At 47.3% G+C, this 14,414-nt stretch carries 7 protein-coding genes and 1 tRNA gene; 4 read left to right on the top strand and 4 right to left on the bottom strand.

Annotated features, from left to right (window positions below; genetic code table 11):
* Window positions 1-13: 13 nt before the first annotated feature.
* Window positions 14-754: a LytR/AlgR family response regulator transcription factor gene (locus ABD846_RS00930; RefSeq protein ID WP_344821737.1), complete on the bottom strand. Its 741-nt coding sequence runs from the start codon at window positions 752-754 to the stop codon at window positions 14-16.
* Complete coding sequence (locus tag ABD846_RS00925) at window positions 720-3,644, bottom strand: sensor histidine kinase (protein WP_344821735.1); 2,925 nt, start codon at window positions 3,642-3,644, stop codon at window positions 720-722. The genes ABD846_RS00930 and ABD846_RS00925 overlap by 35 nt, the downstream gene beginning before the upstream one ends.
* 695 nt (window positions 3,645-4,339) lie before the next feature.
* On the opposite strand from ABD846_RS00925, the gene ABD846_RS00920 reads away from it, so the two are divergent.
* Entirely contained in the window at window positions 4,340-5,113 is a 774-nt protein-coding gene (locus ABD846_RS00920) for a hypothetical protein (protein WP_344821733.1), read from the top strand.
* A gap of 470 nt (window positions 5,114-5,583) precedes the next feature.
* Here ABD846_RS00920 and ABD846_RS00915 read toward each other — a convergent pair.
* Window positions 5,584-5,667, bottom strand: a tRNA-Leu gene (locus ABD846_RS00915).
* An 88-nt stretch (window positions 5,668-5,755) separates the two neighbouring features.
* Between ABD846_RS00915 and ABD846_RS00910 the strand changes: the two genes are divergently transcribed.
* The 3 genes from ABD846_RS00910 to ABD846_RS00900 all read left to right on the top strand — a co-directional run bounded on the left by ABD846_RS00910 (window position 5,756) and on the right by ABD846_RS00900 (window position 9,303).
* Entirely contained in the window at window positions 5,756-6,796 is a 1,041-nt protein-coding gene (locus ABD846_RS00910; protein WP_344821731.1) for a DUF3810 domain-containing protein, read from the top strand.
* Between the two features lie 76 nt (window positions 6,797-6,872).
* Window positions 6,873-8,339, top strand: coding sequence for an MBOAT family O-acyltransferase (locus ABD846_RS00905; RefSeq protein ID WP_344821729.1), 1,467 nt, complete (start codon window positions 6,873-6,875; stop codon window positions 8,337-8,339).
* Window positions 8,340-8,343: 4 nt separating this feature from the next.
* A complete protein-coding gene (locus ABD846_RS00900; RefSeq protein ID WP_344821727.1) occupies window positions 8,344-9,303 on the top strand; it encodes an SGNH/GDSL hydrolase family protein in 960 nt (319 codons plus the stop codon).
* Here ABD846_RS00900 and porU2 read toward each other — a convergent pair.
* Window positions 9,300-14,414, bottom strand: coding sequence for a putative type IX secretion system sortase PorU2 (gene porU2 / locus ABD846_RS00895; protein WP_344821725.1), 5,115 nt, complete (start codon window positions 14,412-14,414; stop codon window positions 9,300-9,302). The genes ABD846_RS00900 and porU2 overlap by 4 nt on opposite strands.

The raw sequence follows: 14,414 nt of genomic DNA, 5'->3' as shown, positions 1-14,414 counted from the left end.
CACGGTCGTGTCGCTAATGCAATAAGTGTTTCAGGAATTCATCCCTTTTGCGCGAAGCAACAGGTATATTACTGCCATCACTCATCACAACCATTCCGCCGCGCCCCCTGATATACTCTTTTACGCAGGCAAGGTTGATGAGGAATGAATGATGCACGCGGAAAAAACCATGCGGTAATAGTATCGCCTCGTACACCTGCAACGGTTTCGACACAAGGATCTTTTTGTTGTCCGTAAAAGAGCATTCGGTATAGGCACCTTTGGCTTCGCAACAGACAATCTGGCCAATATCAAAAAACACGAGTCCGTCCATGGTAGGCAAGCCGATGCGCTTACCATTCACTTCTCCGGAATCGGGCTTGGCTGCCGGCAGATTTTGCACCTGAGCGCTGGTAAGTGTAAGCTTGTTTACCGCCGCTATCAGTTCCGGCGGGTCCAGGGGTTTCAGCAGGTAGTCCTGCGCCGACCATTTTATTGCTTTGATCGCGAAATGGTCGTAGGCAGTGATGAATATCGTTTTGAATCTGATTTCCGGCAGCTGTCCCAACAGGTCAAAACCGGTACCCAGGCCCAACTCCACATCGAGAAACACAAGATCCGGGTCGTGCTCGTTTATCAGCAGGACGGCATCTTCGATGGTTGCCGCTTCGCCTGCAATAAAGATATTGGTGCAATACTTCGATATCATTGCACGCAATACACTCCTGGATCTTACTTCATCATCTATTATGAGTGTCTTCAGCATTGTCTTCATTCGTCTGTAATTGAAAAATATCTTTGATGAGTATCGTAACTCTGGTACCCACCTCATCTGCATCGCCATCCGACAGGTCCGCTATGGAGAGCTCAATATCAATTCCCATCCCTGAGCGAAAATAGTTGACGCGGTGCTCGGATAGCTTTGTACCGATGGAATCGGCGCGTTTACTGCTTATAGAACGCCTCACCCCTACTCCGTTGTCGGCGATATTACAGATAAGGTCTTTTCCGTTTAGGGTATAGGTTACGTTTATCTGTCCTCTTCTGCGCTTAATATTCCGAACACCATGGATAACCGCATTCTCGACAAATGGCTGTGACAGCAAAGAGGGTATTACCAGGTCGCGGATTTCCGGGGCAGACTCAAATGTAAAGTCGAAACATGCGTCGCACTTCTTCTGTTCCAGTTTCAGATACTGCACAAGAAAAGCGGTCTCTTCTGCAATCGTTATGAAGTCTTTCGCAGCGATATTCAGCCCCTTCCTTATCAGTCCGGCAAAACCCTGTAGCAACTCGATAGCATCTTCATTGCGGTTGTGATGCAGGTAGTCGCTGATAGCATTCATGGAGTTAAATACAAAATGAGGTTTGATCTGCGCTCTCAATGCTTCCAGCCTAGCTTTTGCGATGATACGGTTCTGCATGATCTGCGCTTTTGTTTTCCGCTTTGTGTAACGGTGATAAGCGATGAATAATCCACCGGCGATCAGCAACAGCAGTAGCGTAAGACTGCATTTAAACATCATCGTTTGCCACAATGCAGGTTTCACCGCAAAAGCGAACCGGTATGGCTTACTGCTATTCCCGCGTGTGTCCGCAGCCTTTACAACAAAAACGTACTTACCCGGTGGAAGATTTGTGTACGCAGCAGTATTGCCGGTGGTATGCTTCCACCTGTTATCAAAACTTTCCAGTTGATACAGATAGCTTATTTCTGCCGCGTAACGCAATGCCACGGTATTAAATGCCAGCTCCACCCCCACCGAGGAATAAGGAATGACGGTACCCTGCGTATCAGAGCGACGGTTGCTTCGCAGATCGGTGACGGAGACATCGGAAATGGTGTAGCGGACCGGATGCAGCGTGTCTGCTGTGGCATGATGTATTGCAAAGCCTTCGCAGGTTGCAATAAAGAGCGTATCGTGCAACAATTTAAGATCGTTTACTTCGGGGGATATAAGTCCATCGTCATGGTTCAGCATGCGGCTTTGATCGATGCGGTGCAGGTCATAATTGTACCGGATCAGCTGTACACCTTTATTCGTACCGATATAGACCCGTTCTTCCCGTGCCGCCAGTGCTTTTATCGTATTAGATGCGAGACTTTCGCTGCTGTTTCTTTTCAGTTGTGAAACAATGCGGCCATTCCGCAGCAGGTAAAGACCGTTATTTTGTGTGCCTGCCCATAGGTAATCCTTGCAGCAAACAAGTGCATTGATCTTGTATCCATCCAGCGCTTTCAGCTTTTGATACCCGGATGTATGTCCGTCTATCCGATACAGTCCGTCCATGCCGCCGAGCCAGTAATTGCCATGAATATCTGTGCATTGCGCGTAGATGCGACTGATCGGATACTCTGTCACTCGTTTTGTATTCAGACGATACAGCCAGTATTTCCATCCGCCCACTCCGACAACAGTATCATTCAACAGGCTGATTGATTTGTTTACGCCGGGGGCTTTCAGATAAGTGGCTTTATCACGCAACTGCAGGAAATTTTTTCGCGAAAGCAGGAATACTCCGTATTTGCCTGCGGAAGCAATATCCATCACAAAACCGTTGCTGCTGCTTTGCTCCACCATTATACTCCGCTCTTTCCGGAGGGTCTTTTTCGCATAGCAAACTAGCTCTGCCTGACCGGTGTTGTATCCCAGCCACAGTTTCTTACCCGGAACAGGCTCAAGTGCCGACACTACCGAAGAAGCCAGTCCATCGGCAATGGTGTAATTCACAAAATCCGGTGCGGGAATATAAAAGAGTCCGTTGTCACTGGAACTGAGCCAGACACCGCCCTCTGTATCGTCGCTTATGTAGTTGATGAAACCCGGAAGTGCAAACCGGTACTGTAACGACCATTGGCCATCACGTGTAAACAGGCAGCCTCCCTGCTGATCTTTATAGGTGATCCATATACCGTATTTATTTACGTGGACCTGATTGATGGATGCATCAAATCTTCTCGTGGCTATATACCGGAATCGCTTTTGTCCGTAAACAAAAATCTGAAGGGTTTTGCCCGAAACGGCATAGAGCAAGCCCTTGTAATAATACATCCGGGAATAGCTGGCCGGGTAACGTGTGAGCTGTTGCAAGAACCGAACAACAGTATCTTTTATCGTGAAGATGCTCCTCCCGTCGCTGAGGTAGCATAATCCGTCTTCCGTTTCCCAAACCCGTCCCGCATCAAACGGCAATTGCGTCCACACCGGGGCGTGACGGCCTCTGACAACAACGAGCGAGTGAAAGCCGGTCAGATAGGTTGTTTGGTTGCCGTCGCTATAGTATTGCTCAGACAGGTTGGCTGCTTTCAGTGAGTATCTTTTTACGGGCAGCGCTTTTTCAATAAAGGAAAGTGCATTATTTGCCGCGAACGAATGGATCCATATCCGGTTCGCATGATCATTGGTTACAAAAAGCACTTCATTATCCGGCAGACCGTTTTCGTAGTCGTAATTCTGAAAATGCCTGCCGTCAAAGCGACTTAGTCCGGATGTGGTGGCGATCCAGATATAGCCGTCTTTATCCTGGTGCGTCATGTACGCATGATTGCCAGCTAAACCGTCTTTTACGGTAAAATGCCGGTAACCTGCCGTCTGCGCGGATACAATACCCGGGCCTGCAACAAGCAGGAAACAGATAGATAAAAACTGTCGGAGCACATACATACCCGGCAAATAAAACACATTATCCGATCAGTTGTAAGTCGCTGACAGAAAAGAGAAAAATGTTTTTTTCTTCACCTATGGATAATGAGTAAAACTAAAAGAATGTGTGTGATTGCTGCTTATTGTATAACAGTGTGTAAGGTACCTTACCTGCGTGCCTGAAATACGGCATGCCACCGGTCGGATAAAAGTAATTTTTTAAAAACAAAAAAGGCCGTAGTGATCTCCGACCTTTTTTGGTGCCCAGGACTGGGTATCAAATAGAATCAATAAATTTTAATCCTCTAAAAAGTTTTCAAGATGCTTTATTCTGGAAACCATTTGATGGGGATGCGACAGGAGATAAACGCAGAAGCACCAGCATGAATGGTTGGAAATCGCAGTATTATCTTTTTTATTGATTATTATTGAAAAATAAAAAATAAAAATTGAAAAATCGATTTTAAGTTTTATGTTTGCTTATTAGAAAATTGTTGATCTAATTTAATTTACACTACTTAACAAGCTTAGGTTTAAGAAAGTAGAATGCTATGCTAGCTCGGCATTTTACTATTATTTCGCTAACCTTTCCATATTCCTGGATTTATAAGTAACAAAATTTTATCGGTCAATCTAAAAAACAACAATTTATAATTGGGAGTAACCATAGACATCCAATAGCCCATTTAAATAAAGGATGCAAAAATTTAAGTACCATGAAAAAAGTTTTTTTATCTGCATTAGCATTCGTAATTGCTGGATCATTAGTTTTTGTAGCGTGTAAAAAAGACAATACAACCACACAAAGTGTAAAGCCCCAAAGTACAAATTCTCAAAATTTAATGTTCACTACGCAGGGAGACATTCAATCTATTGGAACATCGATTGCAAGAACTACTATTAGCGTTGCTAGCGATCCAAATTTGCAGGCAATTTTAGCAACATCTTACGTTACTAATGCCCTGGCACTGGAAGGGTTTAATATAAACTCCAGCGCAGTTATTACAACATCTGTTGATCAGGTTACTGGGAACACAGTTTATTCCATTCCAGTGGAAACAGGAATAACCACATTAAAGGCGGGTCTAGTAATACAGCCTGTTAATGTGCCAGTTGGAATATATAAGGTATTTATTGCAAAAACCAGCACAGCTGGCGTACAAACGTCTCAAGTAAAAGTCATTGGTGACGTTTATTTCGATCCTTCAGGTATGGTAGGCGACGCTCATTGGAGAGGTTGTATGACCGCTGCTTGGAATGATGCTACAAGTGGATTGGATGGCGCAATTGCAGCGGCCCTTTTCCCCGAAATTGTTTTAGCCGCTTGCCTAATTTCATGCGCTAACGCTATTTCCGTTCCGTCATGTGTTACTACTGGTTCTGTACCAATGACAAAAGCACAAGCGTTACAATGTCTTTGTGATCTGGGACTTATTAATTGCTCTGCTACAGTTAGTGCGTCTACATACACTTTTGTGACTCCGTCATAATAGCATAGTATTTTCTAATTACATTTTAAATAATTCGATATGCGGTTGCTTTTCAGGTTTAGATTCCGTTTCTTAATAGGAGCAGTAATATTGTGCTTTGTTGGTTCAACGTTAAAAATCAATCATTACGACAATGCTTCTGCTTCATATATTGGCGCAATTTTTAACCTTACTGCATTTGTTTTTCTTGAATTGTATGGGGAAAACCGCTTTGGCAAAATACTATAAAAAATAAAACAGAGACTAATACCAGTGTAATAAAAAGAAGGATGACTAGTGCGTTATCCTTCTTTTTTTGTGTGCTGGTTCGAATCCAGCAGTGTGCCAGTAGCAATCCAGTAGAAAATGTGTGTCAAACCGTGTGTCAATTTTGTGTCAACAACACCGGTAAAAAGCGAAAAAAAGCGCTAATTTTTGACTTTAGGGCATGAAAAAAGCCTTGAAAATCAATGACTTTCAAGGCTTCTAGGTGCCCAGGACTGGATTCGAACCAGCACACCCTTGCAGGCGCTGCGACCTGAACACAGTGCGTCTACCAATTTCGCCACCTGGGCATTCAGGGAGTGCAAAGGTAATGCACTGATTCTGATTAAACAAACTTTTTTGAAAAAAATTTTTCCGCGCTTCATCCTAACTTGCTGCATGACCCGGAAAGCCCTGCTGATAAGGCAATTATCGATCACCCTCGCAACGCTGTTTGCCGTGCTCCTCCTGCAATGGACAACCGCCTACATAGCCATACCTTTCGCCGGCAGTATATTCATCCCGCTGCAACGCTTCCGCTGTTTCCTGCTGGGCCGTATTCCTTTCAGCGTCGGAGATGTTCTGTATGCAATAATGATCGCGTGGCTCCTGTGGAAGCTCATACGCTTTCTACGCCTGAAACAAAAAGACCGCTCCTGGTTGCTTGCCTTTATATCGCTTGCGCGGATCACGCTTGCATTTTATCTGCTGATCACCATACTCTGGGGTATTTTGTACGAACAGCCTAAGCTCAGCAAAAGCCTTTCCCTACCCGACCTGCATGAGATCAGCAATGAAGAACTGATTGCTTTCGATTCCGTCCTGATCGGCAGGCTCAACCATTATGAACCTCTGTTCCGGAAAACAGATGCAGCGCAATGCAGCCGGGAGCTTTCCGGCACTTATTTATCGATGCAGCGTCCGATGCGCGTTTCTGTCAAACCCAGCTTATTGGGCGAAGGACTTGCTTATTGGGGTGTGTCGGGCTATTATAACCCGTTTACCGGGGAAGCACAGGTAAATGCGCACGAACCTGATTTTATGTTGCCCTTCGTGGTGGCGCACGAAATGGCCCACCAAACCGGCATCGCTGCTGAAGATGATGCAAACCTGATGGCCTATATCGCCTGCGTGGAAAACGGAAGTGATCATGCACGCTTCTCCGCCTACTTCAATATCTGGCTGTACACGCACCGTAAAGTCCGCCGTATCGACAGCAATATCGCCACACGCCTGAAACTGCAATTGAACCAGGGCACCCTCAACCGTATCGATGTTCTGAAAAAAAGGGACGAGCATTTCCACACATGGCTGGACGATTGCAGCAGTATGCTGTTCGACCTGTATCTGAAAATGGGCAACCAGGAAGAAGGCATCTACAGCTACCGCAATGTGGCTTACTCCGCACTCGCCTGGGAAAAAGCAAAAGCGAAAAAATAATGATTACCTTGCGGGCAGGGCTGTTTCCCTCCCCAACCATAGACCTCACCACACAGGGCAATCCGGCACCATTATTATGTTGTTTAATTCTGTCGACTTCGCATTTTTCCTGCCTGTTGTTTATGCGCTGTACTGGTTTGCCTGCCGCAGACAGGTGCGCATACAGAATATCCTGCTGCTGATCGCGAGCTACTACTTCTATGGCAGCTGGGATCCGCGTTTTCTGCTGCTGCTGGCCTTCTCTACTTTCCTTGATTATTTTACCGGACTGAAAATATCCGATGCAGGAAATCAGAATGCAAAGAAGATCTGGCTGTGCATCAGTGTGGTGGTGAACGTAGGCTTTCTCGCTTTTTTCAAATACTATAATTTCTTCGCGGAGTCGTTTGCGTCGCTGCTCGGGACATTCGGACTGCAGGCGCATTTTCCGGTGCTGCAGATCATATTGCCGGTAGGTATTTCGTTCTATACCTTTCATGGTCTTTCGTACGTATTTGACATTTACCGGGGCAAAATAAATCCTACCCGCAATGTGGTGGACTATTCCTTATTTGTAAGCTTCTTTCCATTGCTGGTAGCCGGCCCTATAGAACGCGCTACCCACCTGCTGCCGCAGGTAGCGCAGCCCCGCCGCTGGAGCACAGAGAAGGCAGCAGACGGGCTACGGCAAATACTCTGGGGATTATTTAAAAAAGTATTGATCGCAGACAACTGCGCACAATACTCTTCCATGGTCTTCAACCATTACCAGCAATACGACGGCGGCGCCCTACTCGTGGCGGCCATCTGCTTTATGTTTGAGGTATACGGCGATTTTTCAGGCTACTCGGATATTGCGCTGGGCACAGCGCGTTTGTTCGGGATAGAACTGCTGCAAAACTTTTCCTATCCTTACTTCTCCCGCAGCATCTCCGAATTCTGGACGCGCTGGCATATCTCACTTTCGTCCTGGTTCCGGGATTACGTTTATATCCCTTTAGGAGGGGGACGTGAGGGTAAATGGAAGAAAGCAAGGAATGTATTCATAGTGTTTCTGCTGAGCGGATTCTGGCACGGGGCAAGCTTCAACAGGATATTCTGGGGCGGACTGCATGGCTTTTTTATGCTGCCGGGCATTTTCCTTGGCTGGGATAAGAAAACAGACAGCCATATAGTTGCGGCGGGAAAACTGTTTCCGTCACTGAAAGACTTCCTCTCCATAATTGCCACCTTTCTGTTGTGTACCCTTGCGTTGATTGTATTCCGGACCACTTCGCTGCACGATGCAGGCAACTATCTGAAAACAATAGCACGCGCCACATTATCGGGAGACATTTTTAAACAGGCTTTACTGTTCTGGCGCACTTCGGTTGGTATGACATTGCTGGGTCTGTTGTCTGTACTGATAGCGACGGAATGGATGAACAGAACACAGCGCTATGCACTGGAAGCAATGCCAAAGCAAATGCCGCGCACCGTTCGCTGGCTGATATACTTACTGATACTCGCCGCGTTGTTTTTGTTTGCGAACCGCAGCCGCCAATTTATCTATTTCCAATTCTGATCTCATGCGTTCATTCCATATCCGTCTGCTGCTGTTCGTCGCGATCGTATTTATTGCGGTCGTCTCGCTGGATCGATTCCTGGACGCGGGCATGAAAAAACTAAGGTATGATGATGCATCCGTATGGAATGACATTTACAGTGGTAAAGCCAGTGCTGATATCCTTGTATGCGGCTCTTCACGCGCCGCCACGCATATCGATGTCTCCGCCATTGAACAGGCAAGCGGATGCAGCTGCTATAACCTGGGTATGATGGGTCATAATTTCATCCTTGAAGAAGCCCGCTACAGGATCTATCGTCAGCACAATCAAAAGCCGCGACTCATCATCTTCTCCCTGGACTACGAGTCGTTGCAGATGCGCGCCGATCTGTTCAATCACACCCAGTTTATCGCCTACCTGAAAGACCCCATACTCAGTGAAGCGACAAAACATTATTCCGGATTTTCTGATTACGATTATAAGCTCCCGCTGCTGCGCTACGTGGGAGAACAGGAGCTCATCATACGACTGATCAAAGACAGGTTGCACCCGGAGCGCAATGTACCTGATCGCAGGAAAGGCTTTTACGGCCGGGATATGCACTGGGATAGAAATGTGGACCAGGTACTCGACACGCTGCAACCGTATGTGGTACATCCGGACAGCATTAGTCTGCATCGCTTCCGCAGTTTTATCGAATCGTGCCGCGCAGACAATATTCCGCTCATCTTTGTGCACACACCGGTTCATCCGGTGGGTCAGCAAAAGGTAAAGAACCGTGAGGCGATGATTGCCTTATACCGCAGATTCAGCAAAGAATACGCAATACCTTTCCTGGACTACGCCTCAGATACGATGTGCAGCAATAAGCAATATTTCATGAACAGCACACACCTGAACGCCCTGGGAGCATCCGTATTCACCCGCAAGCTGATCTCAGATCTGGAGGCAACACATTTACTGCTGCACTGCCGCCCCTAGCGCATGAGGTACATTTTGGCGTAGCCGTTCTTAAAGAACTTATCGGCCCCGCTGCTGCGGCGCTCCAGATCCTGTCCGTTAATGTTTGTCACAAAACGGTACAGATATACGCCATTACCGAGCAATTGTCCGTACTGATCACGGCCGTCCCATTTATATTCCGTGATATTGCGCCCGATATGAATGGGCCCGATCTCCTGCCGTGTGATCTCACGTACCACTTTACCCGTAACGGTGAGTATCTGTATTTTGAACTGGGTCGGAATTTCCGAACCGGTAAGTGTAAATACAAAGGCAGTTGACGTAGAGAATGGATTCGGATAATTGAGGAGCTGGGTGATCGTGGATTTGTTCACTACTTCAAAGCTGATGCTGTAATCATTGCCCTGTCCCGCTTCATTGCCGGAAGCATCTGAACCGGAAGCATACAGCTGATAGATACCGTCTTCCGTGTAAGAAGGTCTGTACTCGATATGTGCTTCGTTTTTCGAAGTGCTCATATCTGCGGGGACAAATTTACAAACGGAGCCATCGTAAGGAATTCTCCGGCGAACACCCGGCGCATCGGAAGGATACCGCACAAACAGTTTCATTGTGGAGGTATCGTTCAATGCCAGGTATTTATTTTCATCGCGCAGCAATACTTTGATAAACGGCTTCGATGAGACGATGTCCCTATCGAGGATATGGTACCCGTCGAAAGTAACATCCATGAGCGGATTATATTCGTCCACTTTTGTGTAGAACGGAATGTAGCCAAGGTTGTTCGGGTGGTATTGCTCAGGCTGGTCGTCGGAAGGGTTGGCTTCGACGAACAGGTAGTTGGCGCCAGGGAAAGATTTCGGATCGAAGCTGTAACGCAATTGTATCGTATCCGCTTCCGTTTTCATATCCCTGTAACGTACATCACCCAGTAAGCGGCTCACACCATTCCGGTCGATCACACGGTAGCGGACAAGCATGCTGTCCATCGGTATTTCGGTAAGATTCTCAATCGCTGTTCCGAACTGCACCTGTTCTCCCACATTAATACTATCCGTATTGGTGTAGTATACTGCAGGATTCAGCGCAGCCTCGGGTACCGGTGCATGCAATACACGCCAGTATTTCAGCTGTGGCGCCGTGTGGTAGAACGTATCGGTGGATGACCACTGCAACTTTAGCTTAGGATACACCGAAGCATCAATGAAAGAAAGGTCCTTCGTGCGGTCGGGTCCTTCGTACAATTGTGTTTCTGTTCCCGCAGCGTTGATGCCCGTGATCCGGACATTGCTGGTATCTGTAGCCGCCGTGGTATCGATGAGCGCATAAGCATCCCAAAGCAATGTGTTCCATTTTGAAGCAGGACCCACCACCACACTGTTCATGCGGCCTGTCGTGTATGTGATATTGAAGGTGTAATATTTGTCCAGGATATCGTTAATACCCTCCGCAAAATCCTGTTGCACAGGAAACGAACTGACACCCTTCTGGCAAATCATTGAAAAGACACGCAGCCTGTTGAAAGAGTCGATCTGATCGAAGCCGAGCTTACGCAATGCATGATACAGCGAGTTGCCCGATCCATAGGTAAGCGTGTCGTTCATCCAGGTATCTACATAATAGCCGCCCCATACGATGTATTTGATATTGTTACGGATCAGGATGTAGTTACCATTGGGAATACTGTCGAGGAAACGGCGCGCATTATCCCGCGACGCTGCAGTATTGATCGGGAAGTTGAAAGCCTGGTGGTTTACAGTGCCAAAACAGGGCGGCACACTTCCCTGCTTACCGGTATAGTTGTCCCAGGGCCGTCCGGCAGTACTGTCGAACACTAAAATCTGTATCGTTCCGGCGTTGTAACAATCATTCCGTTGGATATCCACTCCCTGCCAGTACACCCGGTTATTGTCGGATGTGGAGTAAGTATTGTAAGGCGGTGGCAATTCCATCACCGTATTCTTACTGCGTATCTGTATGGTGGAGGAAGGATACGAGAATGTGCGGTCAGGCCGGTACACCAGCGAATCGTAGTTGTTGTATTTGTATTGGAAGTAGTGCGATTGATTCCAGCCGTCGCTGCCATTTTTCAAATAAATAAAAGAACTGTTCGACCAGGAGAATATGCCATTGTTGGCGCTGCTGTCGATGCTCGATCGCCAGTAATACACCACGCTGTCGGTAAGTGTGATACCCGGTGACCATTTAATCACACCCCCTTTACTGTCTATCGTTGTAAAGCGCTTTTGCGGACTGTTGAATAATTCCGTCGTGTCGATTTCGATGCGGTATCTGGTAAGCTTTTTGAACGGATTCAGTGTGGATGCCTTCAGTGTAACCGCATCTTTATGTACGATACTGAAGTTATAAGGATATACCGGTACTACCGCATCGGAAAGAATCAGCACGTCGATGGACGCTGTATTGTTTGCTTCCGATATTTCGTCAAAGCGGCCGTCATAGTCGATAGTGAAACGATATTTGTTCACGCCCAGATCACGCGTTTTATCGATCGCAATCCAGAAACTCATTTTTTCAATCGCGGTGCGCATATTCAGCCGGATAATGCGATTCACGGTGGTGGTTCCGGAAGCGTCCGTATGCTCCACTTTAATCAGTACCGTATCCGATGTCACTTCCCCGATATTGTAGGCAGACAGGTTGATCTGGAACGAATCCATTGCCGTGGTAATAGCTGCAGGATTGGTTGAAATATATTCAGCTCCAAGATAAAAATCCGGTTTGAAGCTCGCGTTAGCGATACGTGTGGCAGGATCTCCCTGGAGGATCAGCGATTCCATATGTGTAAGCGCAAACGATGTGGTGCCGGCAACGTAAGGAACCGTATTCATGAAGCTGTCATGCGTGGCATGTATCTGCGTACCGATACTCTGTGCATAATTATCGCTGCCCATTTTGGTATACATAACGGGAATGTATGCACTGTGGATGTTGGTGTATCCCTGGTTGTTCGATGCGAATGCAGCTATAGAGCCACTGGACGGGGCTGCAATGTATACTTCTGTAATGGTTCTGTCCGTATTGCTGCGGAAGATCGAAGAAATATCACATCCGAAAGCTGTGAATACCGGGATCTTAGGTGCGGAATTAAAATTAGACGGGTCTTTGATATTGTAGTCCATTGAAGTGGAGCTTCCGTGTCCGTAATACGTAATCAGCGAAAGTCCTCCCGTAATGAGACTGTCGACTACCTTATCCTCGGCAGTGGTGGGTAATCCTTTTGTGTTTTTTGCAATAGTGGTCACTGTTGCCCCGGCCATCGGACGTTTTATGATCTCCGCGCAGGTATACAGGCATGGCAGCAAAACCGTCGATTGCAAACCGGCGGCTCCCAGCCCGTCTCCACCGGCGATCTGCAACACCTGCTTTTTCCAGAACTCGGTCGCAGGCGTCGGAAAAGCCGCCGGAGCCAATGCTGCTTCGTAAGTTGTCAGTTTATTCAGATAGGTAGCCAGTTCACCGGCATTGCGCACGCACAAGCGGCCGATGTTCATCTTCATGTGCCAGTTGCTCCGGTCCATTACAAACGCTACGTCCGAACCGGGCGATCCGAATGTAGGTACGATCGATTCGAACAAAGACGAAACAGAAGGTGTGTTACGAAACGACTGAAATACAGGATAGATCACCCCTTTACCTAAAAGCAGGATATTTTCCGGCCGGGTCGTCCAGTTCTTCAACGCATAATCTGCAAAGTGAACGATAGCGGAAGGGTGTGTGAAAATACCCCAGGCAAACTGGTCATATAACTCTTCGATGTCGGCTGCGACGACAGCGTGCCCGCCACCTGCAGCAGAATTACGATAACGTATATATTCCTGCAACTGGTCTTTTCCCGCATACGTCTTCCTGAGATTATTATGCGCAATGATGATGTAATCGCCCTGATTCGAAGCCTGCGAATAGTCGGTAAAATTCCGCTGACCTGCATATACCGGACTGAAAAGGGCCGTACTGCTTTGCGACCACAGCACACATTCCGCCTCCATAAGCGAAGCGTCTATATAAAAACGCGTCTTGCCGGAGACACTGATATCGCCGGTATAACTTTTGCCGTTTGTGATATCGAACAACAGGGGAGAAACGCCTCCGTGATCAAATCCGATAACTTCTATATACTGATTGGTACCGGATGCGGGAATATTCAGATGCGCGAAATTCTTTGCATTGAAGTTCCAGGTATGGGGATAAGTTACACTCCAGTATCCATAACCATAATTGTCTGAAAGTCCGGTCTCCGTGTGTGTAAAAGTAAGGGTGTTAGATGCGGAGAGGCTGTTGGCAGGCACATCAAAACTTACCTGCGCCGCGTCTGTAACGCCGTAATTAACTGAAAAGCGATTCGTTCCGTTAAACGCCACGGTAAGCTTGTGAACGGAATCCCGCGCCTGGGCAATAACTGCACTTTTCACCTTTGCAATCAGCGAAGCGTCGCCGTAAAAATCAGGAGTAGCCACAGGAATACTGGCGGCGACGGTGCTCAGGAAATTCTGCACCACATACCCCTCGCCCTGGTCGAACTGGGACGAGTAAAGAGGTGTGATCAAGGTTGAAGAATAATCAATAGGCGCGTTTGTTTTACCATTCCAGAATTCCTGGCGCCGGTTGTCGGAAATTGTCACGTAACAATAGGCAAGAGGGGTAGGTGGTGCGGGAGGTATTGCCGTGCTCATCAGCGTAAGCCGTTTGTGCAGCGAGCTGTTATCGATGGTAAGAAAATATGCCGCGGTATCGTCAAACAGACTCACATTCGGGTTCACATGTTTCGATGCCTGGAGATACAAAGGCTCGTCTAACAGACCGGTATTCGGCTGCGCATAAAATGCAATGTAATCGCCGGAGGAGAATGCGCCGGTTGCCGTTACGTATAAAGGAACTTCTTTCCCATCCCGGAAAACCAGGAATTCGCTGCCGTTTGCCGATGCGGGTATCCCTGCGGCATCCAGGTCTGCCTTTGTGATTTTACAAATGCCTTCTTTCCCTACCCGGAACTTCCAGTAGGTTTTGCTGAAATCGATCCATTCATTGCCATATTGTGCGGATGCAGCATAAGCGGAAAAAAGAAAGACCGGAAGCAGGTAGGGTATCAGCGTAAAAAAACGTCGCAT

Origin of the sequence: Rurimicrobium arvi, assembly GCF_039540495.1 — a bacterium.
Classification (GTDB): Bacteria; Bacteroidota; Bacteroidia; order Chitinophagales; family Chitinophagaceae; genus Rurimicrobium; species Rurimicrobium arvi.
This window is presented reverse-complemented; position numbering and strand designations above follow the sequence as displayed.

Excerpts from the sequence above, each read along its gene's own strand:
- ABD846_RS00930 (WP_344821737.1), bottom strand. The coding sequence starts at position 754 with ATGAAGACAATGCTGAAGACACTCATAATAGATGATGAAGTAAGATCC.
- ABD846_RS00925 (WP_344821735.1), bottom strand. The coding sequence starts at position 3,644 with ATGTATGTGCTCCGACAGTTTTTATCTATCTGTTTCCTGCTTGTTGCA.
- ABD846_RS00920 (WP_344821733.1), top strand. The coding sequence starts at position 4,340 with ATGAAAAAAGTTTTTTTATCTGCATTAGCATTCGTAATTGCTGGATCA.
- ABD846_RS00910 (WP_344821731.1), top strand. The coding sequence starts at position 5,756 with ATGACCCGGAAAGCCCTGCTGATAAGGCAATTATCGATCACCCTCGCA.
- ABD846_RS00905 (WP_344821729.1), top strand. The coding sequence starts at position 6,873 with ATGTTGTTTAATTCTGTCGACTTCGCATTTTTCCTGCCTGTTGTTTAT.
- ABD846_RS00900 (WP_344821727.1), top strand. The coding sequence starts at position 8,344 with ATGCGTTCATTCCATATCCGTCTGCTGCTGTTCGTCGCGATCGTATTT.
- porU2 (WP_344821725.1), bottom strand. The coding sequence starts at position 14,414 with ATGCGACGTTTTTTTACGCTGATACCCTACCTGCTTCCGGTCTTTCTT.